Genomic DNA, 26,105 nt, shown 5'->3' with positions numbered 1-26,105 from the left:
GGCTCGAACCCACTCCCGATGTACACGTTGATCAAACGTAGTAGCGACCAAGGTTCGACCGGTCGCTGACTTTTGGTGGCTGTGAGGGGGCTGAGCGGCCGATTCACTGGGGGTATGACGTCTCAGGCTGGGCCGACGGGGTTGACCGAGCGGGCACTGGGCCCGGACCTGGCTCGGGGGTTCATGCTGCTGTTCATCGCGTTGGCGAACTCGCACTATTTCGTCAACGGTCCCTCGATCTTCGGCGGATTCCCGACCGATGGGTCGGTGGTCGACCGGGCGGTTGCTTTCCTGATCGCGACTTTCGTCGACGGCCGCTCGTTCCCGATGTTCGGGGTGCTGTTCGGGTACGGCGTCGCGCAGATCGTCCGGCGGCAGCGCGAGGCCGGGAAAGAGTGGCGGCCGATCCGGAAACTGCTCCGGCGACGAAGTCTGGTGCTGGTCGTCCTCGGCTTCCTGCACGCGATGCTGCTGTACGTCGGTGACATCCTCGCGGCGTACGGCGTACTCCTCTTCCTCGGCGTCTGGGCGCTGCGCTGGAAGGACCGCTGGCTGTTCATCGTGGCCGCGTTCATGCTGGTGCTCTCATCGCTGCCCAGCGGCGACTCGCTGTCGACGGCGACCGACCCGGTCGATCCCTCGATGCTGCCGCAGAACCTGCTCGACCAGTACGCCGACCGGATCGTCGTCCAGCCGTTCATCGCGCTGCTCGGCCCGATCGGGTTCATCGCGCCGTTCCTGATCGGGCTGTGGGCCGGCCGCCGGCGGGTCCTCGAACATCCGGCCGAGCATCGCACTCTGCTCTGGTCGACCGCGATCATCGGCATCACCGTCGCGGTCGTCGGCGCCCTGCCGGTGTCGCTGGTCGTCGGCGGCGTGATCGGCCGGCCGAGCGACCACACGCTGAGCATCATCGGCCCCCTGCACGACTCGTCCGGCGTCCTCGGAGGATTCGGGTACGCCGCTCTGATCGTGCTGATCGGGATGAGGCTGAGCGATCGCCAAGGCCGGGGAACCCTGGCGATCGCCGCGGTCGGTCAGCGCTCACTGACCTGCTACCTGGCCCAGTCGGTGGTGTGGACCGTCGTCTTCACGCCGTACCTGCTCGACCTGTCCGACACCCTCAGCACGACCACGACGGCACTCCTCGCCATCGTGACCTGGCTGGCGACTGTCCTCCTGGCCGAGCGGATGCGGCGGGCTGGCTACCGGGGACCGTTCGAGATCCTGATCCGCAAGTTCACCTATCAACCCAGTACGGCGGCCACCCGGTCGCGGAGTTCGGGGAGACGGGCATAGAAGACGTTGCCGGGGCACTGGGTCGCGTTGTAATCGCGGTGGCCGACGATCGCCGCGTGCGGATCGAGACCGTACGTCGTACCGGCACGCCGGGACATCCGGGCAGGTTGGAAACTTTCTGGGGCGGTCATGTTGTAGAAAATTCCCTACCACGCGTCGGGTGAAACCGCGGCGGGCGGTCGGGAGTGGTGTCTAATGGCGGGCGTGACGAGTGGGCAGGAGCCGGCGGGGGACGTCCGGCTGGGACGGGTCGGCAAAGGGCTGCGAGTCCTCGTGGCCGTGGTCGGGATCGGCCTGCTGATCAACGGATCGGTCCGGGCCAGTGACGACGCCTGGCCGTTCGGGCCGATGTCGCAGTACGCGATGTCGGTGCCGGACGACGCATCCATCACCTACACCCGGATCACCGCCCAGACCGACGCCGGTACGACGGTCGACGTACCGCTGAACATCGAGGGCGCCGGGGTCGCCCGGGCCGAGATCGAGGCGCGGACCGGGGAGATCGTCAAGGACCCGTCATTGCTGCAGCAGGTCGCGGACGGGTGGGCGAAGAAGCACCCGGACAAGCCTCAGTACGTGAAGCTCGAGCTGATCCGCGACACCACCCAGCTGGTCAAGGGCCGGGTCGAAGGCCCGCCGACGCCCGAAGTGCTGGCCACGTGGGAGGTGCGCCGATGAGCGCGATCGACGCTGCGGCGCCGGTCCGCCGATCACTGCCGGCACGCGTCGCGGGCTGGTTCACGCCGACGATCGCGCTGGCTCGGGTCGCCTGGTTGCGGACGGTCCTCTACCTGTTCGTCATCCTCGACATGCACGCGTTCGTCCGCGACACCCGACTCAAGGGCGAGCACTCCGGCCTCTACCAGCCGTTGCTGCTGGCCCGCATCTTCGAGCTGCCCGAGCCGTCGGTGGCGAACACGACCACCCTGTACGTCGTCCTGATCGTGGCCTGCCTGCTCGGCGCGACGAACTACTTCCCGCGGATCGCCGGCTGGATCGTGGCACCGGCGTTCACCTGGTGGGTGCTGATCGGGATGAGCGACGGCAAAGTCGACCACGACCACCTCGCCCTGGTGGTCGCGCTGTGGGTGCTCCCGACCGTGAAGGCCGGCAAGCGTGGTCTGGCGTCGTACGGCGATCAGACCAGGTCGGAGGCCGCCGGGTGGGCAGTCCGGTGCGTGCAGATCAGTGTGATCGCGACGTACTTCCTGTCCGCCGTGGCGAAACTGCGGAGTGCCGGGTGGGCGCTGACCTGGCCGGGCAGCGCCGTACTGACGTGGGCGATCGTACGGCGGCCGCACCCCGTCGGGGAATGGTTGCTGCACCACCCGTGGATGCTGCACGTGATGCAGTGGGTCGGGATCATCGCGGAGATCCTGTCGCCGGTGATCCTGTGGCTCAAGGGGCGGTGGCAGTTGCTCGGGGCGCTGTTCTTCCTCGGGTTCCACGCGGCGAACACGGCGATCCTGCTGATCCATTTCCTGCCGACGGTGGTCTGCTGGCTGGCGTTCGCGCCGCTGGAGCGGATCGTGCCGTGGTTCAAGCGCCGGCGTGAAAGTGGGCGAGACTCAGACGGCGACGCCGGAGAGGCCGAAGACCAGGCCGAAGAGGGCCGGCAGGCCAAGGAGCAGGCCGGCGCGTAGCCGGAACCGGCGGCCGCCCGGGCCGGGGGTACGGACCACGCGGGACAGCACGGCACCGGCGTACCCGAAGACCAGCGCGGCGAACAGGATCTGCTTGGTCGGCAGGTCGTCGGCGTTGTGGTGGGTCAGGCCGAGCGTGACCAGGCCGGTGCAGCAGAACGCGAACATGCCGAAGCCGAGCTCCGGGACCGGGAGCCAGCGCCGGCCCAGCACGTCCCGCTCGGCGGGCCGCCAGCCCCGGATCGACTGGACGGAGCGCGCGGTGCTGAGCAGCAGGTCGGCGGCACAGAGGATCGCGGCCACGATCAGGGCGGCGTGGTAACCAGCACCGAAGATCGTCTGCACACCGAAACGTTAGGCCCTGATCGGTGCGTTGTCCGCACGAGCACGTAACGTCTGCTTAACAGAGCAGGGGCAGACTGTGTGAGGGCCCTGTGAGATCGATGCTGAGCGAGAGGTGGACTGGCCGATGGACAAGCAGCAGGAGTTCGTACTGCGCGCGCTCGAGGAGCGCGACGTACGGTTCGTGCGGCTCTGGTTCACCGATGTGCTCGGGTTCCTGAAGTCGGTGGCGGTGGCGCCGGCGGAACTGGAGGGCGCGTTCGCCGAGGGGATCGGGTTCGACGGATCCGCGATCGAGGGCTTCGCCCGGGTGACCGAGGCGGACATGCTGGCCAAGCCTGATCCGTCGACGTTCCAGATCCTGCCCTGGCGGGGCGAGACGATGGGCACCGCGCGGATGTTCTGCGACATCAACATGCCGGACGGGTCCGCGTCGTTCGCCGACCCGCGGTATGTGCTGAAGCGGACGCTGTCGAAGGCGGCTGACCTCGGGTTCACCTTCTACACGCACCCCGAGATCGAGTTCTACCTGTTCAAGTCGCTGACCGGCGCGCCGGGCACGAAGCTGGAGCCGGTGGATTCGTCCGGGTACTTCGACCACACCCCGCAGGGCATCGGCAACGACTTCCGCCGCGAGGCGATCACGATGCTGGAGTCGATGGGCATCTCGGTCGAGTTCAGCCACCACGAGGGCGGTCCCGGCCAGCAGGAGATCGACCTGCGGTACGCCGACGCGCTCACCACCGCGGACAACATCATGACCTTCCGGGTGGTGGTCAAGGAGGTCGCGCTGAGCCAGGGCATCTACGCGTCGTTCATGCCCAAGCCGCTGAGCGACCAGCCCGGGTCCGGGATGCACACCCACATGTCGCTGTTCGAGGGTGACCGGAACGCGTTCTTCGAGGGCGGCGCGCAGTACCAGCTGTCCAAGACCGGCCGCGCCTTCATCGCCGGCCTGCTGCAGCACGCGGCCGAGATCACCGCGGTGACGAACCAGTGGGTGAACTCCTACAAGCGGCTCGCCGTCGGCGACGAGGCACCGTCGTTCATCTCCTGGGGTCACAACAACCGGTCCGCGCTGGTCCGGGTGCCGATGTACAAGCCGCACAAGGGCCAGTCGAGTCGCGTCGAGTTCCGCTCGCTGGACTCGGCGGCGAACCCGTACCTCGCCTTCGCGCTGATGCTGGCCGCCGGCCTGAAGGGCATCGAGGAGGGCTACGAGCTGCCGCGCGAAGTCGAGGACGACGTCTGGTCGCTGACGTCGCGCGAGCGCAAGGCCCTCGGCATCAAGCCGCTGCCGAGCAGCCTCGCCGAAGCCATCAGCGCGATGGAGGACAGCGAACTGGTCGCCGAGACCCTCGGCGAGCACGTCTTCGACTTCTTCCTCCGCAACAAGCGCGCCGAGTGGCAGGACTACCGCCGCCAGGTCACCCCGTTCGAGCTGAACAAGCTGCTGCCCGTCCTCTAAGCGCGTGTGTGAGAAGGCTCGGCGTGTCTGCGTGACTCATCCGCCGTGTGATCAACTGCGTGACCGGAGGAGTTGATGCTGGGATGACGGCAGGGCGACCGATGCCCACACAGGACGACGTGCTCGGGTACTTCAACACGCTGTCGAACTGGGGACGGTGGGGCGACGACGACGAGCTCGGCACTCTGAACCACATCACCGACGACGTCCGGCTGGCGGCGGCGCGGGCCGTGCGCCACGGCAGGAGCGTGTCGTGCGCAAGGGAGGTTGCCGCACCGGCAGAAATGGAGCGGTCGACGACGACGTGCCCGTGCGCGGCCGACATGCCGGGCGCCGAGAACATGCCGGCCGGATTCCGCAACGACCGGCGCTGGGGCTTTTCGAACGAGCGGCTCGGCATGATGTTCCACGGCAACACGATCACCCACGTCGACTCGCCGTGCCACCTCTTCTGGGACGGCACGATGTACAACGGGCGCTCGCACTCGTTGGTCGACGCCGCAACGGGATCGGCGTGGGCGGCCGTCACGGCGGCGGCGAACGGGATCATCACGCGGGGTGTCCTGCTGGACATTGCGAGGGTCCGCGATGTGCCGTGGCTGGAACCGGGTGAGGGTGTGTTTCCCGAGGATCTCGAGGAGGCCGAGCGTCGCCAGGGTGTGCGGGTGCGATCCGGCGATGCGGTACTCCTGCGGACCGGCTATGGCCGCGTCCGGCACGAGGCGGGTGATGCCGGCGGTATCACGCAGGCCGGCTGGCATGCGTCCTGCCTGCCGTGGTTGCAAGAACGGGAGGTCGCGCTGATCGGCGCTGACACCCCCCAGGACGTTCAGCCGTCGGGGTACGACGACGTGTTGATGCCGATTCACGCCGTGAGCCTCGTTGCGATGGGTCTGTGGCTGCTCGACAACTGCGACCTGGAGGTGTGCGCGACGACGGCTGCCGAGCTCGGCCAGTGGGACTTCCAGTTCGCGGTCGCGCCGGTCCGCTTCGCCGGTACGTCCGGCAGCCCGGTCAACCCGATCGCCACATTCTGACCTCGCTCTAAGGGATCAACCGACCAGCACGCTGAGGATGCGGATCGGCTCCGCGGGGTCGCGGCGATCCGGTCCAGCACCGGGAGCCCGTTGCTGACGGCACCGATGATGGTGGCGGTCTTGTGCAACAGAGTGTGTTCAGAGGTTGAGGAGTTGGTCGTCAGAGGCATGCTGCGAGGCCCAGCGCGCGGCGGCGGTCGAATGGCGGTACGGCGGATCGACCGGCGGAGGCGACGTGGGCACGCTGAAATCAGCCGGTGCCGGCGGCAGGATCGGCGATCCGTCGGGGGCGAGGGCGTGCACCTCCTCGACGGTGAGCAGACCGACCGGCCGGGTCCCTTCGGTGATCACCACGATGCAGCCGGGGATCACCTGCTGGGCGCGATTCCCCTTTGCGGGAACGAGAATCCCCTCGGCCTGGGTGCGCCAGGCGCCCGGCGCGAAGCGGCGCAACGCGATCCCGGCCTGGCCGTCGTCCGCCGATCTCGGTGGGAGGTAGGCGGTGGCTGTGTAGTCGTAGTCGTAATCCGGCTCAGGCGGACCCGACACTCGCCCGCCCTGCTGGGGCGTCAACCAGACCACCGAGCCCCGAACAGCGAGCGACCCCGTCATCATGACCATGAGACGCCATCATGCCGACTACTGAGCGAATCCGCTACACGACACCGTGTATTCGTCGCAACGCGGTCGCGATCCAACCGAGATGCGCCGTCGACCTTGTGCACGGTTCGAGCATAGTTCGCGTCGCGAAGTGCTCGGTGGGTGCACAAAGTGGGGCCGAGGGTGGGCCGAGGGGGATTGGGTAGCCTGCAGGCGTGGCCGAGGTGCGCAGAGGGTCTTGGGAGGGGCGGCTGGCTCGGCTGGGGTTCGCCGATCCGCGGCGGGCCGGCGTGATGATCGAGCAGTTGGACCGGCTGGATGCGCGCAGTCCGATGGTCAACGAGCAGGTGATCACCGCGCTGTCCGAGTCGGCTGACCCGGATCTCGCCCTGCTCGGACTCTGCGGGCTGGCGGAGGCACTGGAGCGCAACCAGCACGACGTCGCCGCGTTCGCGCGCACACTTGAGGTGGACGACGACTTCCGTCGCCGGCTCGTGTCCGTGCTCGGCGCGAGTGAGGCGCTCGGCCGGCATCTCGGCCTGCACCCGCGGCATTGGTACGACTTGGCCGATCCGGCGCTGGCCGGCGTACGGCCGTCGGCTGATGACGTCGCGGCCAGGCTCGCCACCGCGGTCGATGCGCCCAATCCGGTCGACGCGCTGAGGGTCGAGTATCGGCGGCTGTTGCTGCGGCTTGCGGCGCGTGATCTCGCCGAAGGGTTGCTGGTCGACGAGGTGGCCGCCGTCCTGGCCGATCTTGCCGGGGGAGCACTGGAGACCGCGCTGCACATCGCCCGGAACCAGTACTTCGCCGCGCACCCGGCCGCCGCCGACTGCCGGCTCGCGATCATTGCCATGGGCAAGTGTGGCGGCCGCGAGCTGAACTACGTCAGCGATGTCGACGTTCTGTTCGTCGCCGAACCGCTCGACGGCGAGCCCGAAGCGCCCGCGCTGAAGACCGCGACCCAGCTCGCCGCTGCCACGATGCGCATCTGCTCGGCCCACACCGCCGAGGGCACCCTGTGGCCGGTCGACGCCGCACTGCGCCCCGAAGGCAAGTCCGGCCCGCTGGTCCGGACCCTCGACAGCCATCTCGCGTACTACCAGCGCTGGGCGAAGACGTGGGAGTTCCAGGCGCTCCTCAAAGCCCGCCCGGTCGCGGGTGACGTCGAGCTCGGTCAGCGGTACGCCGAGAAGACCGGTGAGCTGGTGTGGTCGGCGGCGGACCGGCCCGGGTTCGTCGACGACGTCCAGAGGATGCGGCGTCGCGTGATCGACCACATCCCGGCGGCCGATGTGGATCGCCAACTCAAGCTCGGTCCCGGTGGTCTGCGCGACGTGGAGTTCGCCGTACAACTGCTGCAACTCGTCCATGGCCGGAGTGACGACGCGGTCCACAGCGGGACGACGCTCGTCGCGCTCGAGTCGCTCACTTCCAACGGGTACGTCGGCCGCAGCGATGGTGCCGTTCTGGCCGACGCGTATCGGTTCCTGCGGTCGATGGAACACCGCATCCAGCTGTATCGGTTGCGCCGTACCCATCAGGTCCCTGACGAGGAAGCAGATCTGCGCAGGCTCGGACGGTCGCTCGGGTTCACGAAGAACCCGGTCACCGAACTGACCGCGGCGTGGAAGAAGCACGCGCTCGAGGTACGACGCCTGCACGAGAAGCTGTTCTATCGACCACTACTCGCAGCCGTTGCGCGGATCCCCGGCGGCGAGGTGCGGCTGACGCCAGAGGCCGCCAAGCAGCGGCTGACCGCACTCGGGTACGCCGATCCGGCCTCAGCGCTGAGGCATATCGAGGCCCTGTCCGAAGGGGTTTCGCGACGGTCGTCGATCCAGAAGGCGCTGCTGCCGGCGATGCTCGGGTGGTTCGCGGAATCGCCTGATCCGGATGCCGGGTTGCTCGCGTTCCGGACCATCTCGGACACGCTCGGGTCGACGCCGTGGTACCTGCGCCAGTTGCGCGACGAGGGCGCGTCGGCCGAGCGACTCGCCCACCTGCTCGCGAGCGGCCGGTACGCCGTCGACCTGCTGCAGCGTGCGCCCGAGGCGACCGCGATGCTCGCTGACGAACGCGAGCTCGTCCCGCGGACGCTGGACGGTTTGCTGTCCGAGATGTCCGCAGCGGCGGGCCGGCAGGAGCAGCCCGAGGCGGCGGTGGCCGCGATCCGCGCGGTCCGGCGCCGCGAGTTGTTCCGGGTGGCCGCGGCCGATCTGTCCGGTCTGCTCGACGTCGAGACGGTCGGTGACGCGCTGACGACGATCTCGGTCGGGACGCTGACCACCGCACTTGAAGTGGCCAGACGTGCCATCGCCAAGGGGGAGCCCGAGCCGACCCGGATGTCGATCGTCGCGATGGGCCGGTTCGGTGGGCACGAGCTCGGCTACGGCAGCGACGCGGACGTGATGTTCGTTCACGATCCGGTGCCGGGTGCTGACGAGAAGGCTGCGACCGATTTCGCCACCCAGACCGCGACCGAGTTTCGGCGGCTGCTGGCGTTGCCCGGCGCCGACCCGGCCGTCCAGGTCGACGCGGATCTTCGCCCGGAAGGTCGTCAGGGGCCGCTGGTCCGGACGTTGGCGTCGTACGCGTCCTATTACGAACGCTGGTCGGCGGTGTGGGAGGCGCAGGCGTTGTTGCGGGCGGATCCGCTGTGCGGGGATGCCGACCTGTGCGAGGCGTTCCGCGATCTGATCGACCCGCTGCGCTACCCGGCGAACGGTGTCAGCGACCGGGACGTGATAGAGATCCGCCGGATCAAGGCGCGAGTGGACGCCGAACGCCTGCCGCGTGGCGCCAATCGGAGCACCCACACCAAGCTCGGCCGGGGCGGTCTGGCCGATATCGAGTGGACCGTGCAACTGCTGCAGTTGCGCGAGGCCAATCGGGTCCCTGCACTGCGTACGACGCGCACCCTCGGTGCACTGCAAGCTGCAGTGCAGGCCGGACTGGTCGAGGCGACGGACGCGGAAACCTTGCGGGTCGCGTGGGAGATGGCGACCCGCATCCGCAACGCGATCATGCTCGTCCGGGCCCGCCCTGGCGACTCGCTGCCCACAGACCCCCGGGACCTCGCCGCGGTCGCCCAGATCTGCGGCTACCCGCCGGGCGAATCGAGCCGTTTCTCCGACGACTACCTCCGCATCACCCGCCGTGCCCACAACACCGTCGCTCGCCTGTTCTGGGACGACTAATACACTCGTGCCGGTGGAGGCGGTGGAGGCGGTGAATGAGGTCAGGCAGGCTGGGGTTTTCAGCCATGTCCGGCGGACTGTTCGGATGACGGTTGGGCAGAAGCGGGTCTGGGAGACGAACTGGGCGTCGCTCGGCCGGAAGCTGGAGGAGCTGCCGCCGGGGTACGTCGATCTGGCCGACTGGTTCGGCCGGGAGGCGCCGACCGTGCTGGAGATCGGGTCGGGGATGGGTGATGCGACCGCTCAGCTCGCGGTGGCGGCGCCAGAGGTGAACCACCTGGCCGCCGAGGTGTATCCGGCCGGACTGGGTCAGCTGATGTTGTGGGTGGAGAAGTACGACCTCGACAACGTCCGGATGCTGCACGGCGACGCGCTCGACTTCCTCCGCGACCACGTCGCGCCCGGTGCGCTGGCCGGCGTACGGATCTACTTCCCGGACCCCTGGCCGAAGAAGCGGCACCACAAGCGGCGGCTCGTCACGCCGCCGTTCGTCGCGCTGGTGGCGTCCCGCCTGCAGCCCGGCGGAACGTTGCACCTGGCAACCGACTGGGCGGACTACGCGGACCGGATGCTCGAGGTGTGCGAGGCCGAGCCGCTGCTGCGCAACCAGTACGACGGCTGGGCCCCGCGACCCGAATGGCGTCCGGTGACCAAGTTCGAGTCGCGTGCCCAGGCCGAGGGCCGCGAGTGCCGCGACCTCCTCTACACCAAGGTCATGCCGACCGGCTCGTGAAGTTCCACAGCCCGGCCGGCACGGTGTAGATGGTGTAACCGTCCTCGTACGACGCCTCACTCGCGAACGGAGCCGGTACGACGGTGACGTCCGACGCAGCCGCGGACGGTACGTGGACCTCGGCCGTCGTACCCACGGGAACCTGGACGTCCAGCGACAGCACCCGGCTCACTCGCTTCCAAGCCACGGTCACCCGGCCGCGGATCGTGTCGGTGCGGATCGTCGCCGAGTCGACCTCACCACGCGCGTCCGGCCGGACGAGGATCCGTTGCCAGCCCGCATCGAGGTTGCGCAGACCGGCGACGTTCTCATACACCCACTGCACGACGGTGCCCTGGAAGTAGTGGTTCCGCGACCGCGAGTCCTCCTCCCACTTCTCCCACATCGTGTCCGCGCCGAGGTCGAACCAGTAGCCCCAGCTCGGGTAGCTCCGCTGCAACGCGACCTTCGTCGCCGCGTCGGCGTACCCGTGTGCGGTCAGCACCGGCAGCAGCACGCCGACGCCGAGGCAGCCGGTGTTGAGGTGGAACCCACGGGCCTCGACATCCGCGGCCAGGTTGGCGGCAACCCGTCGTACCAACTCGTCCGGGACGATGCCGAATGCCAGTGGGACCGCGTTGGACGTCTGCCGGTAGTCCGGGTCGTCACCCGACTTGTAGACCGCTGCCTCGCGATCCAGGAACGCGCGGTTGAGACCGTCCTTCAGTTCGGCCGCGGACTTCCGGTAGTCGTTCGGCTTGCCGATGAGGTCGCCGATCTCGGCGGCCGCGATCAGCGCTCGGTAGAGGTACGCCGTCCCGGTGAGCCGGCGGTCTTCCGGCGCTGGGCCGCTGCCGAAGCCGGGTGGGAGCCAGTCGCCGAGCACGCTGACGGACAGGCCGTCCTCGACTCGGTCGAGCTCCCAGGCCAGGTAGCGGGTCAGCGAATCCCAGTGCTCGTGCAGCAACCGCTCGTCGCCGTACGAGCGATGCATCTCCCGGAGCAGGAACGGGTACACCGTCGGCCATTCGGTCGCGGGGGAGAGGTCGGTGAAGCCCCAGCCGCTCGACGGGACGATCACCGGAAGTTGCCCGGATTCGGCCTGGCTGTTGCGGATATCGCCCAGCCACTTGGTGAAGAACCGGGCCAGATCGAGCGTCGCCAGCATCGTCGGCCCGCCCACCTGCGCATCACCGGTCCACCCGTTCTTCTCCATGAACGGTGTGTCGGTCGGGATGCCGTGCAGGTTGTTCAGGACGGTACGACGCATCGCCTGGTCGAACTGTTCGTACGACGACTGCGTCGAAGAGAACCGGGTCACGTCACGAACGTCCGAGTGCACCACCCGCATCAGCACATCGGGCCGATCGGTGATGCCTTCGACCTGGACGTAGCGGAAGCCCTTGTAGGAGAAGCGCGGCTCCCACTCCTCGATACCGTTGCCGGCGGCAATATACTCGTCGCGCTGGATCCGGTCGCCCTCGACGTGCACGTTGACCGCCACCACGTTGTCATCAGCGACCGTCTCGCCGTGGGTCAGGCTGATGACGGTGCCGGCGTCGGCGTTCACGGTGAGCTTGGTCCAGCCGGCCGTGGTGTGGCCGAAGTCGACGATCCAGACGCCTGGCCGCACTTCGGTGATGTCAGTGGGTCGGACGGTCTCGACGACGCGGATCGGCTCGTGGGCTTGGGCCTGGAGCGAGCCCTTGGGCGCGTCCACGACGGTGGCCGTCGACCAGGCGGAGTCGTCGAAGCCGGCGGTGTCCCAGCCGGGGCGGGCGCGGCGGGCGTCGTACGTCTCGCCGGTGTAGAGGTCGTCCGAGATGGTCGGGCCGCCGGTGATGCGCCAGGACTCGTCCGACACCACCTCGGTCGTGCGACCGTCGTCGTACTCGATGACGAGGCGGGCGAGCAGCCGAGGCTCAGCGGTCCAGGGCGCCTGGTGCCAGCGCCAGGCGTTGGGGGTGGTCAGTCCGAAGAATCCGCGACCGAGCTCGGCGCCGACCACGTTGTCGCCGGACCGCAGCAGGTCGGTGACGTCGTGCGTGACGTAGAGCACGGTGTGGTCGTAGTCGGTGAAGCCGGGATCGAGTACGGCGTCGCTGATCCGCTGACCGTTCAGTCGCAGGTCGGCGTACCCGAGACCGCTCGCGTACAGCCGGGCCTGCTTCACCGTCCCGTCGGTCGTGAAGGCCTGCCGAAGGAGAGGTGCGCTGTCGGTCGTGCCGCCGATCCAGCGCGCGGTGCCCCATCCCTCGTCGAGGAGTGCGGTCTCGAACCACTCGGGCTCGGCCCAGCTGCCTTCACGGTCCAGGCCGTCCCAGAGCCGGACGGTCCAGTGGTACCGAGTGCGTGGGGTCAGGGCCTGGCCGTCGTACTCGATGCCGAAGGTCCGTGACGAGCTCACCTTGCCCGAGTCCCACACATCGGCGTTCTCCGGCGTGAGCAGCTCCGGTGAGGACGCGACGAGGATCTGGTACGACGCTTGTGTCGCGCCGAATCCGGGAGCGGTCGCGATCCATCCGAGCCGTGGCCGCCGGACATCAGTGCCCAGCGGATGCACGGCGTACTCGGTCTTCAGTGTTCCGGCGTTCAGTGGACCACCAGGCGTCCATCCGTCCGGCAGATCGTGCATCAGGCGGCTCCTCAGGCTCGTCGACACCCCGAGGACCGTAGGCAGGCGAGCACTGCGCTTTCAACACTGTGACCACAACTGGTCGCGTCCGTTTCTGCGCCCAGTGGTGATCCCGTCCGCAGTTCCGCCCTGCACGGCTGATCGGAAGTGATCGTTTGTCTCAATTTGTGATTTCTCGTCTCGCATCGTGAAACCTGAGCATCTTGCTCGACTTTGTCCGCTTTCATGGATGCATGCAGGTCACCCGAAACGCTCCCGGCGACGCCCTCACGCGGCGCCGGCACGTCGACCTGCTGCGCGTGAACTCCGCGGGTTGTTGACCTTAGGCGTACTCCTCGCCCGTCAGCGCCTCCTCCCCGACCCGTAGGAGCAGTTCCGTGCGTCGTCTCATCCTGATCGCCTTGCTGGGTTCCGTCGCCCAGCTCGTCGACGGCACCCTCGGCATGGCCTACGGCGTCACCGCCACCACGGCCCTGCTGATCACCGGCATCACGCCCGCCGTCGCGTCCGCCTCCGTCCACCTCGCCGAGGTGGGCACCACGCTCGCGTCCGGTCTGTCGCACTGGCGGTTCGGCAACGTCGACTGGCGCGTGGTCGCGCTGATCGGCGTCCCGGGCGGCATCGGCGCCTTCGCCGGCGCGACGTTCCTGTCCGGTCTGTCGACCGAATCGGCCTCATTGTGGGTCGCCGCACTGCTGCTCCTGATCGGCATCTACATCCTGGCCCGGTTCGCGACCGGGAAGGTGCGGGCCGTGATGGAAGGCCGTCCGGCCGGCAAGTTCCTCGGCCCGCTGGGCCTGGTGGCCGGGTTCATCGACGCCACCGGCGGTGGCGGCTGGGGCCCGGTCGCGACCTCGACCCTGCTCAGCAGCGGCAAGCTCGACCCGCGCCGCACGGTCGGTTCGGTCAGTGCGGCCGAGTTCGTCGTCTCGGTCGCCGCCAGCATCGGCTTCCTTGTCGGCCTCGGCAGGGAGAACCTGCCGCTCGGCATCGTCGGCGCGCTGCTCATCGGCGGCGTGCTCGCTGCACCACTGGCCGCATGGCTGGTGTCCCGGTTGGCGACTCGCTGGCTCGGCGTCGGCGTCGGCCTGGTGCTGATCCTGACCAACGCCCGCACCCTGCTGAAGGGACTCGGCGTGGCCGAAGGCCCGCGCTACCTCGTGTACGGCGCTCTGATCGTCGGATGGGCCGCGGTCGTCGCCTACAGCGTTCGCACCAGCGGCCGCACCGGCCGCCGGGCAGACGTCCAGGCCGAGCGCGAACTCGAGACCGTCTGACCTCGTCACCACATTCCTGCTCGTCCTCCGCCCGCGGCCGCTCCGGCCGCCCGCACAGTTGAAGGTCTACTGAGCATGTCCAGAACTCGTCCTGCCCGTCGTCTCTTCGCCGCCTCCGCCGCCGTCCTGTCCCTGGTGATGGCCGTCGCCGGCTGCTCCCGCGCGGAGGGCAACGACGCCCCGGCCGCCTCGTCGGACAAGGGCCCGGCGACCGAGCTGCGGCTCGGCTACTTCCCGAACGTCACCCACGCCGCCGCACTGGTCGGCCTGGACAAGGGCCTGTTCACCAAGGAACTCGGCAGCACCAAGCTGGTGCCGACCAAGTTCAACGCCGGACCCGAGGCCGTCGGTGCACTGCTCGGCGGCTCGCTGGACGCGTCCTTCATCGGCTCCGGCCCGGCGATCAACGCCTACGCGAAGTCCAACGGCGAGGCCGTCCGGCTGATCGCCGGTACGACGTCCGGCGGTGCGCAACTGGTGGTGAAGCCGACGATCACCAAGCCGGAGGACCTGGTCGGCAAGACCGTCGTCACCCCGCAGCTCGGCAACACCCAGGACGTCTCGCTGAAGAAGTGGCTGGCCGAGAAGAACCTGACCGGCAAGGTCAAGGTCACCAACCTGGAGAACGCGCAGACGTTGGACGCGTTCAAGAAGGGTGACGTGGACGCGGCCTGGCTGCCCGAGCCCTGGTCGTCGCGGCTCGTCCTGGACGCCGGCGCGAAGGTGCTGCTCGACGAGGCGACCCTGTGGCCGGACGGCAAGTTCCCGACCACCGTGCTGATCGTCCGGACCCAGTTCCTGCAGGAGCACCCGGAGTCCGTGAAGGCGCTGCTCACCGGCCTGGTCGGGGCGATCGACTTCGCCACCACCGACAAGGCGGCCGCCAAGACGGTGGTGAACGCGCAGCTCAAGGAGCTGACCGGCAAGGCGCTGAAGCCGGCCGTCATCGACCGTGCGTTCGCCAACATCCAGATCACCGCGGACCCGATCGCCTCGACGTTCCCGCAGTTGGCCAAGGACTCGGTCACCGCGGGGATCGCTAAGGAAGCGCCGACGGTTGCCGGATTCGCCGACCTCGGCCCGCTGAACGACGTACTGACCAAGGCAGGGAAGCCGACCGTGGACGCGGCCGGCCTGGACACGAAGTAGGGGGTGGCAAACCATGACCGCGACAGTCGAGGTTGAGCAGAGCGTGGTGCGGCCGGTGCGGTTCCACCAGGTCGGCAAGGCGTTCGGTCACGGCCGCACTGCTGTCGTGGCGCTGGAAGGTGTCGATCTCGACGTCGCGGCCGGTGAGTTCGTCTGCCTGCTCGGTGCGTCCGGCTGCGGGAAGACCACGCTGCTCAACCTGGTGGCCGGTCTCGACAAGCCGACCAACGGGCGGATCGAGCTGAGCTCGTCGCGGCCGGCGGTTGTGTTCCAGGAGCCCGCGCTGATGCCGTGGCTGACGGCTGCCGGGAATGTCGAGCTGCCGCTGCGGATGGCCGGCGTACCGAAGGCTGCGCGTCGTGCGAAGGCTGCTGAGTTGCTGGAGCTCGTCAGACTCGCAGGACTCGGTGACAAGCGGCCGCACGAGCTGTCCGGCGGTATGCGGCAGCGGGTCGCGCTCGCACGGGCTCTCGCGTCTACCGACGACAACACCGGCGCCAGCGCGGGCAAGCCGTCGTTGCTGCTGATGGATGAGCCGTTCTCCGCGCTGGACGCGATCACTCGGGATGTACTGCAGGGTGAGCTGCTGCGGATCTGGCGTGCGACCGGTACGGCGATCCTGTTCGTCACGCACGACGTACGCGAGGCCGTGCGGCTCGGGCAGCGCGTCGTACTGCTGTCGTCGCGGCCCGGTCGGGTGGTGCGGCAGTGGGACGTCGACGGACTGACCGGTGCGGACGAAGCCGGTGCGGTCGACGAGATCAACGCGGCGCTGCGGAAGGTGATCAGCAGTCATGCCGCAGCCTGACGTCAAGGACGAGTTGTACGACGCGGCGTACGATCCTGGGTCCGTCGAAGCCGGCCTGGACGCGCTGGACACGCCGGTCAACCCCAGTGAAGGCTCACTGGCTCGGCGGATCGCCGGACGGGTGCTGCCGCCTGTTGTCGCGATCGCACTGCTCGTCGCGGTGTGGCAGGCGTTGTGGGCGGCCGCGTTCTGGCCGGAGTTCAAGCTGCCGGCGCCGGTCGACGTGTGGGGGCAGATCTGGCAACTGGTGACGACGGGGGAGATCCTCGAGCTGTTCTGGGTATCGGTGCACCGGGCCGTCATCGGCTTCGCGATCTCGCTGCTGATCGCCGTACCGCTGGGTCTGGCGATCGCGAACATCTCCGTCGTACGGCGGGGGATCGGTCCGCTGGTGTCGGGTCTGCAGAGCCTGCCGTCGGTGGCCTGGGTACCGGCCGCGATCCTGTGGTTCGGGCTGAACGATCGGGCGATCTACTGGGTCGTGCTGCTGGGCGCCGTACCGTCGATCGCGAACGGGCTGGTGTCCGGTCTGGACCAGGTGCCGCCGATCCTGCCGCGGGTCGGCAAGGCGCTCGGTGCCGGACGGCTCGGCGGAATTCGGTACATCCTCCTGCCGGCCGCGCTGCCGGGGTTCCTGGGTGGGTTGAAGCAGGGCTGGGCGTTCTCGTGGCGGTCGCTGATGGCCGCGGAGCTGATCGCGACCTCGCCGGAGCTCGGTGAGGGGCTCGGTCAGTTCCTGCACAACGGCATGTCGCTGTCGGACATCTCGATGGTGTTCGCCGGCATCCTGCTGATCTTCGTCGTCGGCGTCGGGATCGAACTGCTGGTGTTCCGTCCGCTGGAGAACTCGGTTCTGCGCGCCCGTGGCCTGACCGTCACGGCCCGGTGACGGATTACGGGTTGACCACCGGCAGGCCCGGGGATGCGGTGCTTTCGGCGTCGCGCCGTACTGTTGGAGCGTGGTTCGATTTCTGCCGTTCCTGATCAGCCTGGCGCTCAGCGTGTATGCGCTGTTCTCCTGCATCCAGACGCCCGACGAGGACGTGCCGCACCTGCCCAAGCTGGTGTGGATCGTCCTGATCGTGTTCGTCCCGTTCATCGGGCCGATCGTTTGGCTGCTGATGCTCCGCACTCAGCTCGGCCGTCGCGATCGCGCCGTCCGGCCGCCGAAGCCGTCCACCCGTCCGGTCGCGCCGGACGACGATCCGGACTTCCTCAAGTCCCTGGACCGCTATCGCGACCCGCGGACGACCGCGAAGCCGCCGCAGGATCGGACGCCGCCGGAACCAGAACCCGAGGCCGAGCCGGACCCACCGGACCGCAAGCCCAAGCCGAAGCCCAAGGCTGAGGACGAGACACCGTCAGAGTCCGACGACGGTAAGGCCTGAGCTTTCGCGCAGGCCTCACCGGCGAGGACTTCGGCTGATGGCGGGTGGTGGAGAAGCTGCTCCGTCACGCCGACTTACGGTGCTCGGGCAGGATGGAGTTGTCGCGCTCGGACTCCGTGGTGCCGCCCCAGACGCCGTACGGCTCTCCGACGGAGAGCGCGTGCTGACGGCATTCGGGCTGAACCGGGCAGGTTCCGCAGAGCGACTTCGCCACCATCTCGCGGGCCCTTTTGCGAACGCCACGCTCCGATTCGGGCGAGAAGAACAACTCCGGGTTGACGTCGCGGCACGCGGCTTGCGACTGCCAGTCCCACAGATCCATGAGCGGGCGGGGCAGGCGAGGCATCCCTCTCGACATGGCAACCTCCTTGACTCACCGTAAGCGCGGACGGGCGCTCGGTGAAAACTATGCTCAACTCACACCGAGTTCAACCCTTGTTGTCTCGAAGTTCGGTCCATTTGTTATCGGCACCTGGCGTCGCAGGTCGTGATCGGGCCCAGTTCACGCGGTGACTGTGTTCACGTCATCACCTGGTGTGACATGAGTCACTCAATTGCTTCAGGCGAGCACAGCACCGAGTACGGCGGCCAGTAGGCCGACGCCGAGGTTGAGTACGACGTTCAGCAACGCCTTCCCGCGATGCCCGGAAGCAGCGAGCGCCGTCGTCTCCGCGGCGAACGTGCTGTACGTCGTGAACGCGCCGCAGAACCCGACTCCGACGAGCAACGTCGTGGTCCGATCGGTCACTCCGGTGAGCAACCCGAGCAGGAAGCTGCCCAGGATGTTGACGGTGAAGGTTCCCCACGGCAGCGGCGCAGTGACTGTCGTACTCAGCAACAACCGGCCGACCATGTGCTTGTCCACCAGGAACCGCAGGGGAGCGCCGACGGCCGCACCGAGTGCGACGAGCAGGATGTTCATCGCGGCCGCCCGGCCCACTCGCCGAGCGTTGCCGCGAGCAACCCGGCCGCGACGGTCCCGAAGAAGTAGACCAGGGCAACGACCACGTGCTCGGGCAGCAGCTTCTCGGTGTCGACGGCAAACGTCGAGAAGGTCGTGAACCCGCCGAGGATGCCGGTGCCGAGAAACGGTCGGAGCAGCGGGTGCGATCGCGGCGTCAACCGCGCCAGCAGGAGACCGATCGCGAAACAGCCGACCACGTTCGTTGCGAACGTCGACCAGGGAAACTCGCCCGGCCCGTGCGGCGACGCCTCAGCAAGTCCGTAGCGGGCCAGCGAGCCGATGATCCCGCCGAGGGCAACGACGCCCAGGACGCGAGGTAGTCCAGGCTGTGCCATCGATGAGTTCGCTCCGCTCAGTCATGCCCCATCGTCCGCTGGATCGTAGCGGTAGTACTCGTGCGCGCCGTGCGCCGTACCCGTCTCGCCGGTCAGCGCGCGGATCACCATCGCGTGGGTGATCGCCAGCACCGGTCCGTCCGTGCTGGCGGTATGCCGGCCCAGCGCGGCCCGAGCCCGCTCGCGGACCCGGGACAGCGGCTCCCAGGGACGTTGGATGCCTTCGGGCCATTCCCCGTCGTACGCCTCGAACTCGGCCTGAGCGGCCCGTACGTCGGCCAGACCGCGCCACGACCCGGTGTGGTCCGGCAGCCAGTCGCGCAGGTCGTAGTCGACCCGTACGCCGAGGGCAAGCCGGTGCCCGATGATCGCGGCGCTGTGCAGGGCGCGGGTGAACGGCGAGCTGACCAGGTACGTCGCTCCGATGCCGCTGAGCAGGTCTGCGAGCTCCTCGGCCTGCTTGGCGCCGACCGGGGTGAGCGGGGCGGTGTCGGCCGCGATCCCGGGCAGACCACGGGAGTCGACCAGCTCGTAGTCCGGCTCTCCATGCCGAACCAGGTAGATCTGCGTCACGGGCATGTTTCTACCTGAGATGGCGGGCGCCTGCCCATCCGCGGGCGTGGCTGCCCGGCAGTGGGTCGGCGACGGAATTGGGCGGACGGACCTGGTGCAACTCGTCGAAGAGGCTCGACCTGGACTGCTCCTCGATCCAGCGCACCTCGGTCGCGCCCTGGTGACCGTGGACGGCGAGCACGGAGTCGATATCCGGCCAGACCGCCGTCGCGGGGTTGTTACCGCACCAGCGCAGCGCCACCGAGCCGTCGCTGAACTCACAGCCCTCGGCCACCACACCGGTGCCGGAGACGCCGCTGGGATCGCGGTAGCGAACCAGTTCGAAGGTCCGCGGCCTCACCGTCCGGCCCCGTGCCGGCGGTCACCGAGCAGAACGTGTACCCCGAGCGGACCAACCACCGTCACAGCACCCCTCATCGTCTAGGCCGTTGCAGCCCTCAACGACAGCGGACCGCCCGTGGTTACTGACGAGCAATCACGCGGCAGGCCAGCCTGCCGGAAGTGCTCGAAGACCTCCACCGGTGGCGGGTGTTCCGCGACGTCGGTCATGCCGATGTCGCGGAAGAGGACTCCAGCGGCGAGTTCGAGCGACTGGAGCAACGGCAGCTCGCTCGGTCGCGCGGTTCGGATGCTCACCGGCTGAGACAACCATGACCAAGGCTCGGATGCCAGGCATTTCCTGGAGTGCTATCGTCGTACTCGTGAAGCGCAGCTATTGGCGATTTTTTGAGTGGCCGGCCCTGGTGCCGGGCGACTCAGCCGCCTGCTGACGCCCACCGAAGACACCAACGCCGGCCCGAAGGCAAGGACATCCGTCCTTGCCTTTTCTCACTCCCGCCGGCGCGTGCCTAGGACCTCCTGGCGTGGCCGGCCATCAAAGGAGACCCAGCAGATGAACACCCTTCCGAGGCAGACGGATCAGGCCGCGGTCGTCGACCGACGGATCGAGAAGACCGTCCCGCTGATCACACCGCTCGCCCTGCACGACGAGTTGCCCCTCAGCGACGCTCTCGCCCAGACCGTGGTCGACGGTCGCCAGGCCGTGAGCGACGTACTGAACGGCGTTGACGACCGCCTGCTGGTCGTCGTCGGCCCGTGCTCGGTGCACGACGCCAAGGCGGCCCTCGAGTACGCCGAACGCCTCCGACCCGTGGCCGAGCGACTCTCCGACGGTCTGCTCGTGGTGATGCGCGTGTACTTCGAGAAGCCGCGGTCCACCCTGGGCTGGAAGGGCCTGATCAACGACCCGGGTCTCGACGGCTCCGGTGACGTGAACCGAGGCCTGCGCACGGCCCGTCAGCTCTTGCTGCAGGTCCTCGAGCTCGGCCTCCCGGTCGGTTGCGAGTTCCTCGACCCGATCACACCGCAGTACATCGCCGACACCGTCGGGTGGGGTGCGATCGGCGCACGCACGGTCGAGAGTCAGGTGCACCGGCAGCTGTCTTCCGGTCTGTCGATGCCGATCGGCATGAAGAACCGCCCTGACGGCAGCATCGGTACGGCGGTCGACGCGATCAAGGCCGCCTCCGTACCGCACGTCTTCACCGGTATCGACCACGACGGCGCCCCCGCGATTCTGCACACCCGCGGCAACCCGGACTGTCACCTGGTACTGCGCGGATCCGACAGCGGACCCAACTACGACACGGATTCCGTGGCCGGTGCGATGGAGCAGCTGCGCAAGGCCGGGCTGCAGGAGCGCGCGGTGGTCGACGCGAGCCACGGCAACAGCCGCAAGGACCACCGCCGTCAGCCGGTGGTCGCGGAGGAGATCGGCCAACAGGTGGCGGCCGGCAACGACGCGATCGTCGGCGTGATGCTCGAGTCCTTCCTGGTCGAGGGCCGCCAGGACCTGGACCCGACGCGCGAGCTCGCCTACGGCCAGTCGATCACCGACGCGTGCATGGGCTGGGAAACCACGGAGTCGGTGCTGGAGAACCTGCGGGCCGCAGTGCTGGAGCGGCGCGCCAGGTAGGTCGCCCGGTTGTTCACCTTCTGGCCTAGCGGCGGCTACAGGGCGGTCCTAGTGTCCCGGGCATGACTGAGATTTCTCGGCGTCTGGTGCTCGGCTCGGCGGCAGGGGGAGTGGCGGCTTCGCTGCTCCCCCCGTCGCTGCACACGGCGATGGCGCAACCGGTGAGGCGCGGTGGTCTGCGCGCGGTGGAGCACGTGATCGTGCTGATGCAGGAGAACCGCTCGTTCGACCACTACTACGGGACGCTGCGCGGTGTGCGTGGGTTCGGGGACCGGCAGCCGCTGCGGCTGCGCAACGGCAAGAGCGTGTTCCACCAGCCGAAGGCCGGTGGTGGCGAGGTGCTGCCGTTCTCGATCCGCAAGGCCGCGGCGGACGCCGGCCGGAAGGCGGACGACATCCAGTACCTCGGTGCCCTGCCGCACGGCTACAGCGACGCCACCCAGGCCTGGGGCAACGGCTGGAACGACGACTGGGTGCAGGCCAAGACCGCGGCCACGATGACCCACTACGACCGCCGCGACATCCCGCTGCAGTACGAACTCGCCGAGACCTTCACGATCTGCGATGCCTACCACTGCTCCGTCAACGGCTCCACCAACCCGAACCGCAACTACCTCTGGTCCGGGACGACGGGATACGAGCCCGGTACGACGCAACGCGCGGTGACCAACGCGGCGTACTCCTACGACCACCAGGGCTACGACTGGACGTCGTACCCGGAACGGCTCGAGCAGGCCGGGGTGTCGTGGCAGATCTACCAGGAGTGGGACAACTTCACCGACAACGCGGTCGAGTACTTCACGACCTTCAAGGAGCTCGGGCACCGGATCCTCGCGTCCGTGCCGGGTGGTTACCGCACCACCGAGGAGTTCTACGACAAGCTCTTCGCGAAGACGCCGGCCGAGCAGGCCGCGGCGTTGAAGCAGTTGCAGGCCGCCGTTGCCAAGCAGCCCGCCAAGGACCAGAAGCTGTTCTACCAGGCGATGTACCGGTCCGAGCCGGAGTCGCTGGTCCCGCGGCTGCGCGCCGACATCACGGCCGGCAAGCTCCCGCAGGTCAGCTGGCTGGTGCCGTCCGCGATCGACTCCGAGCACCCCGGCTCGTCCACGCCGGTCGGCAGTGCGAACCTCGTCTACGACCTGCTCGACGCGATCGCCTCGGACCCGGAGACCTGGTCCAAGACCGTGCTGCTGATCAACTTCGACGAGAACGACGGGTACTTCGACCACGTCCCGCCGCCGGTCGCGCCGCGGCCGGACTCGGGTAACGGCGACGACTGGTACGCCGGTCAGCCGATCGGCCTCGGCCCGCGGGTGCCGATGACCGTCGTCTCGCCGTGGTCGGTCGGCGGGCACGTCAACTCGCAGGTGTTCGACCACACCTCGGTGATCCGGTTCCTCGAGCGCTGGACCGACGTCCGCGAGCCGAACATCAGCAGCTGGCGCCGGACCGCCTGCGGCGACCTCACGTCGGCGTTCGACTTCGGCCGCACCTACCGGCAGCCGTCCCTGGACGCACCCGGTCCGGTGCCCGCGCCGATCGAGCGCTGGAAGCCCACCCCGCCGGCCGACCAGGCCGTGCCGCAGCAGGAGCCTGGTCACCGGCCGGCCCGCGCATTGCCTTACCAGCCGTCGGTTTCCGGCTTCGTTGCCGATGGCAAACTGACGTTGGCCCTCGGCAACAAGGGCACCGAGGCCGTGCATTTCGCGATCTACTCGTACGGCGGTGAACTGCCCGCGCCCGAGCATGTCGACGTACGGCGGGAACGCGCCGAGGTGATCGCGGTCGACGGGCCGTACGAGCTCGCCGTCCAGGGGCCGAACCGGTTCTGGGTCGAGCTGGCCGGATCAGCCGACGGCGCCGCGGCCGGCCTCGACGTTCGCGCTCGCCGGGACCGGAACTCACTCGAGCTGGAGTTGGTGAACACGTCGCGGAAGCCGCTGACCTTGAAGGTGAAGGCCCGCGGTTACGGCAGCAAGACGGTGACAGTGGAGCTGCGCGGCAAGCAGACCCGCGAGCTGCCCTGGCCGACCGACCGCGGCTGGTACGACGTCGAGGTCACGGCCGCCGAAGACGCGACCTACCGCCGTCGCCTCACCGCCCACCTCGAAACCGGCCACCCAAGCATCACCGGCTGACTGACCCGTCACGACCGAAGGCGCTCCGTCCTGGGGATCCCGACGCGCCAGCCAGCCTTGTGGAGCTAGCGGGCGATGGTCGCTGTGCGGGCGTTGGTGACGGTGATCAGGTCGGTCGGAGCTAGGCCGATGTCGAGGCCGCGGCGGCCGCCCGAGACGTAGACGGTGTCGTGGTCGGTGGCAGTCGCGTCGATAACCGTCGGCAGGGCGCGCTTCTGACCGATCGGGCTGATGCCGCCGACCACGTACCCGGTGGTGCGTTCGGCGGCGGCCGGGTCGGCCATCACCGCCTTCTTCCCGCCGGCCGCGGCCGCGATCGCCTTCAGGTCGAGCTGTTTGTCCACCGGTACGACGCCGACGGTCAGCTTCCCGTCGACCTCGACGAGCAGCGTCTTGAACACCTGCTCGGGCGCGAGACCCAAAGCCTCGGCCGCCTCCAGCCCGTACGACTTCGCGCCTGGGTCATGGTCGTACGTGTGCGCGGTGAACTCGACCTTCGCCTTCGTCAACGTCACCGTCGCCGGTGTGCCCTGACTCTGCTTGCTCTTAGCCACCCGCCGAGCTTAGACCGGCCGGCACGAGGCGGACGCAGCACTGGCCGGGGGTTGGGATGAGGCGGGCTTCGTACGGGATGTCGAGGGTGCTGATGAGTCCGGCCAGCAGGTGCAGGTTCATCCCGCAGACCAGTTGGGGCTGGTCTTTGGCGATGCGTTGGAACGGACAGTTGGCGAGCGCGATGCCGTCCTTGTCGGGACGAGGCTCGAAGCCGTGGGCTTTGAGGATCTGGTCCACCGACCCTTCGCCCGCCGTCCGGCCGAGTGATTCGCCGTACTCCCGGGCGCGACGGTTCACGGCCTCGCGGGGTGAGCCGCCGGATGCTTCGGCGTCCTCGACCGCGGCGGCAAGCAGGCGGCCGGCGACGGCGTACTGACGCTCGGGGAGGGTGATGTCGATCTCACGTTCGGACCGGTGGTAGAGCTTCGCCGGCCGTCCGGCGCCCGGGCCGGTGCGCCCGCTGCGGCGCTCGTAGCAGGTGGCGAGGAGGTCTTCCTCAGTGAGCTTCTCCAGGTGGAACGCGGCCGTGGTCCGGGGGATGCCGAGCGCGGTCGCCGCGTCGTCCCGGCCGACCGGTGTTGGCTGGGCGACGACGTACTCGTAGAGGCGGCGCCGGGTCGGTTCCTCGAGAACGGCGACCGCCTGAACCTGTGCGTCCCAGGACGTGTCCACGGGTTGATTCTATCGCCAACATCGGTTGATAAAACAGTTATGATGGCAGTTCGTTGAGAACTCAGGGAGTGTGTTGATGGCGATTTCGGCTGATCTCGAGTCCGTCCCCCTCCGCATCGTCGCCGGCCGTGCGGAGATTGACCTCCCCGCCGCCCAGCGGGCGGTCACCGATCTGCTGGTCGCCCTGGGGCGGGACCCGCACAGCGCGCACCTGGCCGACACCCCGCGCCGGGTCGCGAACGCGTACGCCGAGATGCTGACGCCGCGGGAGTTCGAGCTGACCACATTCCCGAACGACGAGGGATACGACGAACTCGTCCTGGCCAAGGACATCCCGGTGCAGTCGCTGTGCGAGCACCACCTGCTGCCGTTCCACGGCGTCGCGCACGTCGGGTACCTACCGGGGGAGCGGATCCTCGGGCTGTCGAAGCTGGCACGCGTGGTGGAGTTGTTCGCCCGTGACTTCCAGGTGCAGGAGCGGCTGACCAAGCAGGTCGCCGACTGGCTGCAGGACCACCTCGCGCCGAAGGGCGTCGGCGTGGTGATCGAGGCCGAGCACCAGTGCATGTCGCTGCGCGGTGTCCGTGCCACCGGCTCTCGCACCGTGACGTCGTCCCTGCACGGCATCCTCCGGGAGAACCCCAGTTCCCGTCAGGAGTTCTTCGCCCTGACCGGTCTGACTCCCTGACCGTTTCGTACGACGTCCTTCCTTGGGCGTCGTACGTCAGGCTGTGGCCACCGCCTTCGGGTGGTGGGTGTTGCGTCCGGTGGCGAGGATGTGGGCTACTTCGCCGGGAAGCAGGTCGGTGCCGGGGACCGTTTCCATCTCGGAGACGTCGAGCCAGCGGACGACGGTGGCGCCGCAGTGGCCGTGGACGGCCAGGATGGAGTCGAGGTCCGGCCAGACGGCCGTGGAGGGGTTCGGGCCGTGCCAGCGCAGCGCGACCGAGCCGTCGGTGAAGACGCACCCTTCCGCGACGGTGCCGGTACCGGAGACTCCGCTGATGTCGGTGTAGCGCACGAGTTCGAAGGTCTGGGGTTTCACCGGCGGACCTCGCCGGGACGACCTGCTCTGGTGGAACTGGGTCTGTCGGAACTGGGTAGGCCTGAGGATGCTGCCATGGTCCTTTCCCCGTGGTCGGCGTGGGTGGGCACTCGCCACAAACCGGGGACAATACCGACTGTCAGCGGGGAAGGACGGTCTGTAGCGACTCATCTTCTCGAAAACAAGCTAGAACCATTCCGGGCAACACGCCAGACTTCCGTCAGCGTGTCTCAATGTTCGATCGTCCGCAGGCGGCGAAATCCCTTCAACTCCTGACAAATCGGTGGGTT

General features: G+C 68.5%; 29 protein-coding genes. 16 read left to right on the top strand and 13 right to left on the bottom strand.

Annotated features, from left to right (window positions below; translation table 11 throughout):
* Nucleotides 1-114: 114 nt before the first annotated feature.
* On the top strand, nucleotides 115-1,299 hold the full coding sequence (locus EV652_RS01760) for a DUF418 domain-containing protein (RefSeq protein WP_132207164.1): 1,185 nt from the start codon (nucleotides 115-117) through the stop codon (nucleotides 1,297-1,299).
* On the opposite strand, the gene EV652_RS01755 is transcribed toward EV652_RS01760, so the two are convergent.
* On the bottom strand, nucleotides 1,248-1,397 hold the full coding sequence (locus EV652_RS01755) for a peptidoglycan recognition protein family protein (RefSeq protein ID WP_199237953.1): 150 nt from the start codon (nucleotides 1,395-1,397) through the stop codon (nucleotides 1,248-1,250). The genes EV652_RS01760 and EV652_RS01755 overlap by 52 nt on opposite strands.
* A gap of 97 nt (nucleotides 1,398-1,494) precedes the next feature.
* Here EV652_RS01755 and EV652_RS01750 point away from each other — a divergent pair, with 97 nt between their 5' ends.
* Together EV652_RS01750 and EV652_RS01745 are read left to right on the top strand one after the other, a co-directional pair.
* On the top strand, nucleotides 1,495-1,977 hold the full coding sequence (locus EV652_RS01750) for a hypothetical protein (RefSeq protein WP_132207163.1): 483 nt from the start codon (nucleotides 1,495-1,497) through the stop codon (nucleotides 1,975-1,977).
* Nucleotides 1,974-2,942 carry an HTTM domain-containing protein gene (locus EV652_RS01745; protein WP_132207162.1) on the top strand — a complete coding sequence of 323 codons (969 nt, stop codon included), beginning with the start codon at nucleotides 1,974-1,976 and terminating at the stop codon, nucleotides 2,940-2,942. Before EV652_RS01750 ends, EV652_RS01745 begins: the two co-directional genes overlap by 4 nt.
* On the opposite strand, the gene EV652_RS01740 is transcribed toward EV652_RS01745, so the two are convergent.
* Complete coding sequence (locus EV652_RS01740; RefSeq protein WP_132207161.1) at nucleotides 2,868-3,287, bottom strand: hypothetical protein; 420 nt, start codon at nucleotides 3,285-3,287, stop codon at nucleotides 2,868-2,870. The two genes, EV652_RS01745 and EV652_RS01740, sit on opposite strands and share 75 nt — an antisense overlap.
* A 124-nt stretch (nucleotides 3,288-3,411) precedes the next feature.
* Here EV652_RS01740 and glnA point away from each other — a divergent pair, with 124 nt between their 5' ends.
* Together glnA and EV652_RS01730 are read left to right on the top strand one after the other, a co-directional pair.
* Nucleotides 3,412-4,752 carry a type I glutamate--ammonia ligase gene (gene glnA / locus EV652_RS01735; RefSeq protein ID WP_132207160.1) on the top strand — a complete coding sequence of 447 codons (1,341 nt, stop codon included), beginning with the start codon at nucleotides 3,412-3,414 and terminating at the stop codon, nucleotides 4,750-4,752.
* Between the two features lie 101 nt (nucleotides 4,753-4,853).
* Nucleotides 4,854-5,789 (top strand): cyclase family protein, encoded by a 936-nt coding sequence (locus EV652_RS01730; RefSeq protein ID WP_132207709.1) that lies wholly within the window; start codon nucleotides 4,854-4,856, stop codon nucleotides 5,787-5,789.
* Nucleotides 5,790-5,927: 138 nt separating this feature from the next.
* On the opposite strand, the gene EV652_RS01725 is transcribed toward EV652_RS01730, so the two are convergent.
* The gene (locus tag EV652_RS01725; RefSeq protein ID WP_132207159.1) at nucleotides 5,928-6,410 is read right to left on the bottom strand and encodes a hypothetical protein; all 483 of its coding nucleotides are present in this window, start codon (nucleotides 6,408-6,410) and stop codon (nucleotides 5,928-5,930) included.
* A gap of 194 nt (nucleotides 6,411-6,604) precedes the next feature.
* On the opposite strand from EV652_RS01725, the gene EV652_RS01720 reads away from it, so the two are divergent.
* Both EV652_RS01720 and trmB read left to right on the top strand, forming a co-directional pair.
* The gene (locus tag EV652_RS01720; protein WP_369409988.1) at nucleotides 6,605-9,589 is read left to right on the top strand and encodes a bifunctional [glutamine synthetase] adenylyltransferase/[glutamine synthetase]-adenylyl-L-tyrosine phosphorylase; all 2,985 of its coding nucleotides are present in this window, start codon (nucleotides 6,605-6,607) and stop codon (nucleotides 9,587-9,589) included.
* Between the two features lie 85 nt (nucleotides 9,590-9,674).
* Complete coding sequence (trmB, locus tag EV652_RS01715; protein ID WP_242001491.1) at nucleotides 9,675-10,322, top strand: tRNA (guanosine(46)-N7)-methyltransferase TrmB; 648 nt, start codon at nucleotides 9,675-9,677, stop codon at nucleotides 10,320-10,322.
* Here trmB and EV652_RS01710 read toward each other — a convergent pair.
* On the bottom strand, nucleotides 10,303-12,936 hold the full coding sequence (locus EV652_RS01710) for a family 78 glycoside hydrolase catalytic domain (protein WP_132207158.1): 2,634 nt from the start codon (nucleotides 12,934-12,936) through the stop codon (nucleotides 10,303-10,305). The genes trmB and EV652_RS01710 overlap by 20 nt on opposite strands.
* A gap of 233 nt (nucleotides 12,937-13,169) precedes the next feature.
* Here EV652_RS01710 and EV652_RS46100 point away from each other — a divergent pair, with 233 nt between their 5' ends.
* The 6 genes from EV652_RS46100 (at nucleotide 13,170) to EV652_RS01685 (ending at nucleotide 17,558) form a co-directional block, all read left to right on the top strand.
* Nucleotides 13,170-13,256, top strand: coding sequence for a putative leader peptide (locus tag EV652_RS46100; protein WP_369409992.1), 87 nt, complete (start codon nucleotides 13,170-13,172; stop codon nucleotides 13,254-13,256).
* 57 nt (nucleotides 13,257-13,313) lie between these two features.
* Nucleotides 13,314-14,213 carry a sulfite exporter TauE/SafE family protein gene (locus tag EV652_RS01705; protein WP_132207157.1) on the top strand — a complete coding sequence of 300 codons (900 nt, stop codon included), beginning with the start codon at nucleotides 13,314-13,316 and terminating at the stop codon, nucleotides 14,211-14,213.
* 75 nt (nucleotides 14,214-14,288) lie between these two features.
* The gene (locus tag EV652_RS01700) at nucleotides 14,289-15,362 is read left to right on the top strand and encodes an ABC transporter substrate-binding protein (RefSeq protein ID WP_132207156.1); all 1,074 of its coding nucleotides are present in this window, start codon (nucleotides 14,289-14,291) and stop codon (nucleotides 15,360-15,362) included.
* 13 nt (nucleotides 15,363-15,375) lie between these two features.
* Nucleotides 15,376-16,170 carry an ABC transporter ATP-binding protein gene (locus EV652_RS01695; protein ID WP_132207155.1) on the top strand — a complete coding sequence of 265 codons (795 nt, stop codon included), beginning with the start codon at nucleotides 15,376-15,378 and terminating at the stop codon, nucleotides 16,168-16,170.
* Entirely contained in the window at nucleotides 16,157-17,059 is a 903-nt protein-coding gene (locus EV652_RS01690; RefSeq protein WP_132207154.1) for an ABC transporter permease, read from the top strand. Before EV652_RS01695 ends, EV652_RS01690 begins: the two co-directional genes overlap by 14 nt.
* A 70-nt stretch (nucleotides 17,060-17,129) precedes the next feature.
* Nucleotides 17,130-17,558 (top strand): PLD nuclease N-terminal domain-containing protein, encoded by a 429-nt coding sequence (locus EV652_RS01685; protein WP_132207153.1) that lies wholly within the window; start codon nucleotides 17,130-17,132, stop codon nucleotides 17,556-17,558.
* A 64-nt stretch (nucleotides 17,559-17,622) separates the two neighbouring features.
* On the opposite strand, the gene EV652_RS01680 is transcribed toward EV652_RS01685, so the two are convergent.
* The 6 genes from EV652_RS01680 to EV652_RS01655 all read right to left on the bottom strand — a co-directional run bounded on the left by EV652_RS01680 (nucleotide 17,623) and on the right by EV652_RS01655 (nucleotide 20,066).
* Nucleotides 17,623-17,916, bottom strand: coding sequence for a WhiB family transcriptional regulator (locus EV652_RS01680; RefSeq protein ID WP_132207152.1), 294 nt, complete (start codon nucleotides 17,914-17,916; stop codon nucleotides 17,623-17,625).
* Nucleotides 17,917-18,117: 201 nt separating this feature from the next.
* Nucleotides 18,118-18,480: a fluoride efflux transporter CrcB gene (gene crcB / locus EV652_RS01675; protein WP_132207151.1), complete on the bottom strand. Its 363-nt coding sequence runs from the start codon at nucleotides 18,478-18,480 to the stop codon at nucleotides 18,118-18,120.
* Nucleotides 18,477-18,857 (bottom strand): fluoride efflux transporter CrcB, encoded by a 381-nt coding sequence (gene crcB / locus EV652_RS01670; protein ID WP_132207150.1) that lies wholly within the window; start codon nucleotides 18,855-18,857, stop codon nucleotides 18,477-18,479. The genes crcB (EV652_RS01675) and crcB (EV652_RS01670) overlap by 4 nt, the downstream gene beginning before the upstream one ends.
* A gap of 21 nt (nucleotides 18,858-18,878) precedes the next feature.
* Nucleotides 18,879-19,436, bottom strand: a complete 558-nt coding sequence (locus EV652_RS01665) for a histidine phosphatase family protein (protein WP_242001490.1) — start codon at nucleotides 19,434-19,436, stop codon at nucleotides 18,879-18,881.
* Nucleotides 19,437-19,440: 4 nt separating this feature from the next.
* Nucleotides 19,441-19,770 carry a hypothetical protein gene (locus EV652_RS01660; RefSeq protein ID WP_132207149.1) on the bottom strand — a complete coding sequence of 110 codons (330 nt, stop codon included), beginning with the start codon at nucleotides 19,768-19,770 and terminating at the stop codon, nucleotides 19,441-19,443.
* 80 nt (nucleotides 19,771-19,850) lie between these two features.
* Nucleotides 19,851-20,066, bottom strand: coding sequence for a hypothetical protein (locus EV652_RS01655; RefSeq protein ID WP_132207148.1), 216 nt, complete (start codon nucleotides 20,064-20,066; stop codon nucleotides 19,851-19,853).
* A 256-nt stretch (nucleotides 20,067-20,322) separates the two neighbouring features.
* Between EV652_RS01655 and EV652_RS01650 the strand changes: the two genes are divergently transcribed.
* Together EV652_RS01650 and EV652_RS01645 are read left to right on the top strand one after the other, a co-directional pair.
* Nucleotides 20,323-21,405 (top strand): 3-deoxy-7-phosphoheptulonate synthase, encoded by a 1,083-nt coding sequence (locus EV652_RS01650; RefSeq protein ID WP_132207147.1) that lies wholly within the window; start codon nucleotides 20,323-20,325, stop codon nucleotides 21,403-21,405.
* A 62-nt stretch (nucleotides 21,406-21,467) separates the two neighbouring features.
* Nucleotides 21,468-23,543 carry a phosphocholine-specific phospholipase C gene (locus EV652_RS01645; RefSeq protein ID WP_132207146.1) on the top strand — a complete coding sequence of 692 codons (2,076 nt, stop codon included), beginning with the start codon at nucleotides 21,468-21,470 and terminating at the stop codon, nucleotides 23,541-23,543.
* Between the two features lie 65 nt (nucleotides 23,544-23,608).
* On the opposite strand, the gene ybaK is transcribed toward EV652_RS01645, so the two are convergent.
* Both ybaK and EV652_RS01635 read right to left on the bottom strand, forming a co-directional pair.
* The gene (ybaK, locus tag EV652_RS01640; protein ID WP_132207145.1) at nucleotides 23,609-24,097 is read right to left on the bottom strand and encodes a Cys-tRNA(Pro) deacylase; all 489 of its coding nucleotides are present in this window, start codon (nucleotides 24,095-24,097) and stop codon (nucleotides 23,609-23,611) included.
* Nucleotides 24,090-24,770 (bottom strand): helix-turn-helix transcriptional regulator, encoded by a 681-nt coding sequence (locus EV652_RS01635; protein ID WP_132207144.1) that lies wholly within the window; start codon nucleotides 24,768-24,770, stop codon nucleotides 24,090-24,092. The genes ybaK and EV652_RS01635 overlap by 8 nt, the downstream gene beginning before the upstream one ends.
* A 76-nt stretch (nucleotides 24,771-24,846) precedes the next feature.
* Here EV652_RS01635 and folE point away from each other — a divergent pair, with 76 nt between their 5' ends.
* Nucleotides 24,847-25,458, top strand: a complete 612-nt coding sequence (gene folE / locus EV652_RS01630) for a GTP cyclohydrolase I FolE (protein WP_132207143.1) — start codon at nucleotides 24,847-24,849, stop codon at nucleotides 25,456-25,458.
* Nucleotides 25,459-25,494: 36 nt separating this feature from the next.
* On the opposite strand, the gene EV652_RS01625 is transcribed toward folE, so the two are convergent.
* Nucleotides 25,495-25,815 (bottom strand): hypothetical protein, encoded by a 321-nt coding sequence (locus EV652_RS01625; RefSeq protein ID WP_132207142.1) that lies wholly within the window; start codon nucleotides 25,813-25,815, stop codon nucleotides 25,495-25,497.
* Between the last annotated feature and the right edge of the window lie 290 nt (nucleotides 25,816-26,105).

This window comes from Kribbella steppae (genome assembly GCF_004342025.1).
GTDB classification, from domain to species: Bacteria; Actinomycetota; Actinomycetes; order Propionibacteriales; family Kribbellaceae; genus Kribbella; species Kribbella steppae.
Note: the sequence above shows the minus strand (reverse complement) of the source record. Positions and strands in the feature narration are given on the sequence as shown.

Excerpts from the sequence above, each read along its gene's own strand:
- EV652_RS01760 (WP_132207164.1), top strand. The coding sequence starts at position 115 with ATGACGTCTCAGGCTGGGCCGACGGGGTTGACCGAGCGGGCACTGGGC.
- EV652_RS01730 (WP_132207709.1), top strand. The coding sequence starts at position 4,854 with ATGCCCACACAGGACGACGTGCTCGGGTACTTCAACACGCTGTCGAAC.
- EV652_RS01710 (WP_132207158.1), bottom strand. The coding sequence starts at position 12,936 with ATGCACGATCTGCCGGACGGATGGACGCCTGGTGGTCCACTGAACGCC.
- EV652_RS01645 (WP_132207146.1), top strand. The coding sequence starts at position 21,468 with ATGACTGAGATTTCTCGGCGTCTGGTGCTCGGCTCGGCGGCAGGGGGA.
- folE (WP_132207143.1), top strand. The coding sequence starts at position 24,847 with ATGGCGATTTCGGCTGATCTCGAGTCCGTCCCCCTCCGCATCGTCGCC.
- EV652_RS01755 (WP_199237953.1), bottom strand. The coding sequence starts at position 1,397 with ATGTCCCGGCGTGCCGGTACGACGTACGGTCTCGATCCGCACGCGGCG.
- EV652_RS01680 (WP_132207152.1), bottom strand. The coding sequence starts at position 17,916 with ATGTCGAGAGGGATGCCTCGCCTGCCCCGCCCGCTCATGGATCTGTGG.
- EV652_RS01665 (WP_242001490.1), bottom strand. The coding sequence starts at position 19,436 with ATGCCCGTGACGCAGATCTACCTGGTTCGGCATGGAGAGCCGGACTAC.
- EV652_RS01650 (WP_132207147.1), top strand. The coding sequence starts at position 20,323 with ATGAACACCCTTCCGAGGCAGACGGATCAGGCCGCGGTCGTCGACCGA.
- EV652_RS01695 (WP_132207155.1), top strand. The coding sequence starts at position 15,376 with ATGACCGCGACAGTCGAGGTTGAGCAGAGCGTGGTGCGGCCGGTGCGG.
- EV652_RS01700 (WP_132207156.1), top strand. The coding sequence starts at position 14,289 with ATGTCCAGAACTCGTCCTGCCCGTCGTCTCTTCGCCGCCTCCGCCGCC.
- EV652_RS01750 (WP_132207163.1), top strand. The coding sequence starts at position 1,495 with ATGGCGGGCGTGACGAGTGGGCAGGAGCCGGCGGGGGACGTCCGGCTG.
- crcB (WP_132207151.1), bottom strand. The coding sequence starts at position 18,480 with ATGAACATCCTGCTCGTCGCACTCGGTGCGGCCGTCGGCGCTCCCCTG.
- EV652_RS46100 (WP_369409992.1), top strand. The coding sequence starts at position 13,170 with ATGCAGGTCACCCGAAACGCTCCCGGCGACGCCCTCACGCGGCGCCGG.
- trmB (WP_242001491.1), top strand. The coding sequence starts at position 9,675 with ATGACGGTTGGGCAGAAGCGGGTCTGGGAGACGAACTGGGCGTCGCTC.
- EV652_RS01745 (WP_132207162.1), top strand. The coding sequence starts at position 1,974 with ATGAGCGCGATCGACGCTGCGGCGCCGGTCCGCCGATCACTGCCGGCA.
- crcB (WP_132207150.1), bottom strand. The coding sequence starts at position 18,857 with ATGGCACAGCCTGGACTACCTCGCGTCCTGGGCGTCGTTGCCCTCGGC.
- EV652_RS01690 (WP_132207154.1), top strand. The coding sequence starts at position 16,157 with ATGCCGCAGCCTGACGTCAAGGACGAGTTGTACGACGCGGCGTACGAT.
- glnA (WP_132207160.1), top strand. The coding sequence starts at position 3,412 with ATGGACAAGCAGCAGGAGTTCGTACTGCGCGCGCTCGAGGAGCGCGAC.
- EV652_RS01725 (WP_132207159.1), bottom strand. The coding sequence starts at position 6,410 with ATGGTCATGATGACGGGGTCGCTCGCTGTTCGGGGCTCGGTGGTCTGG.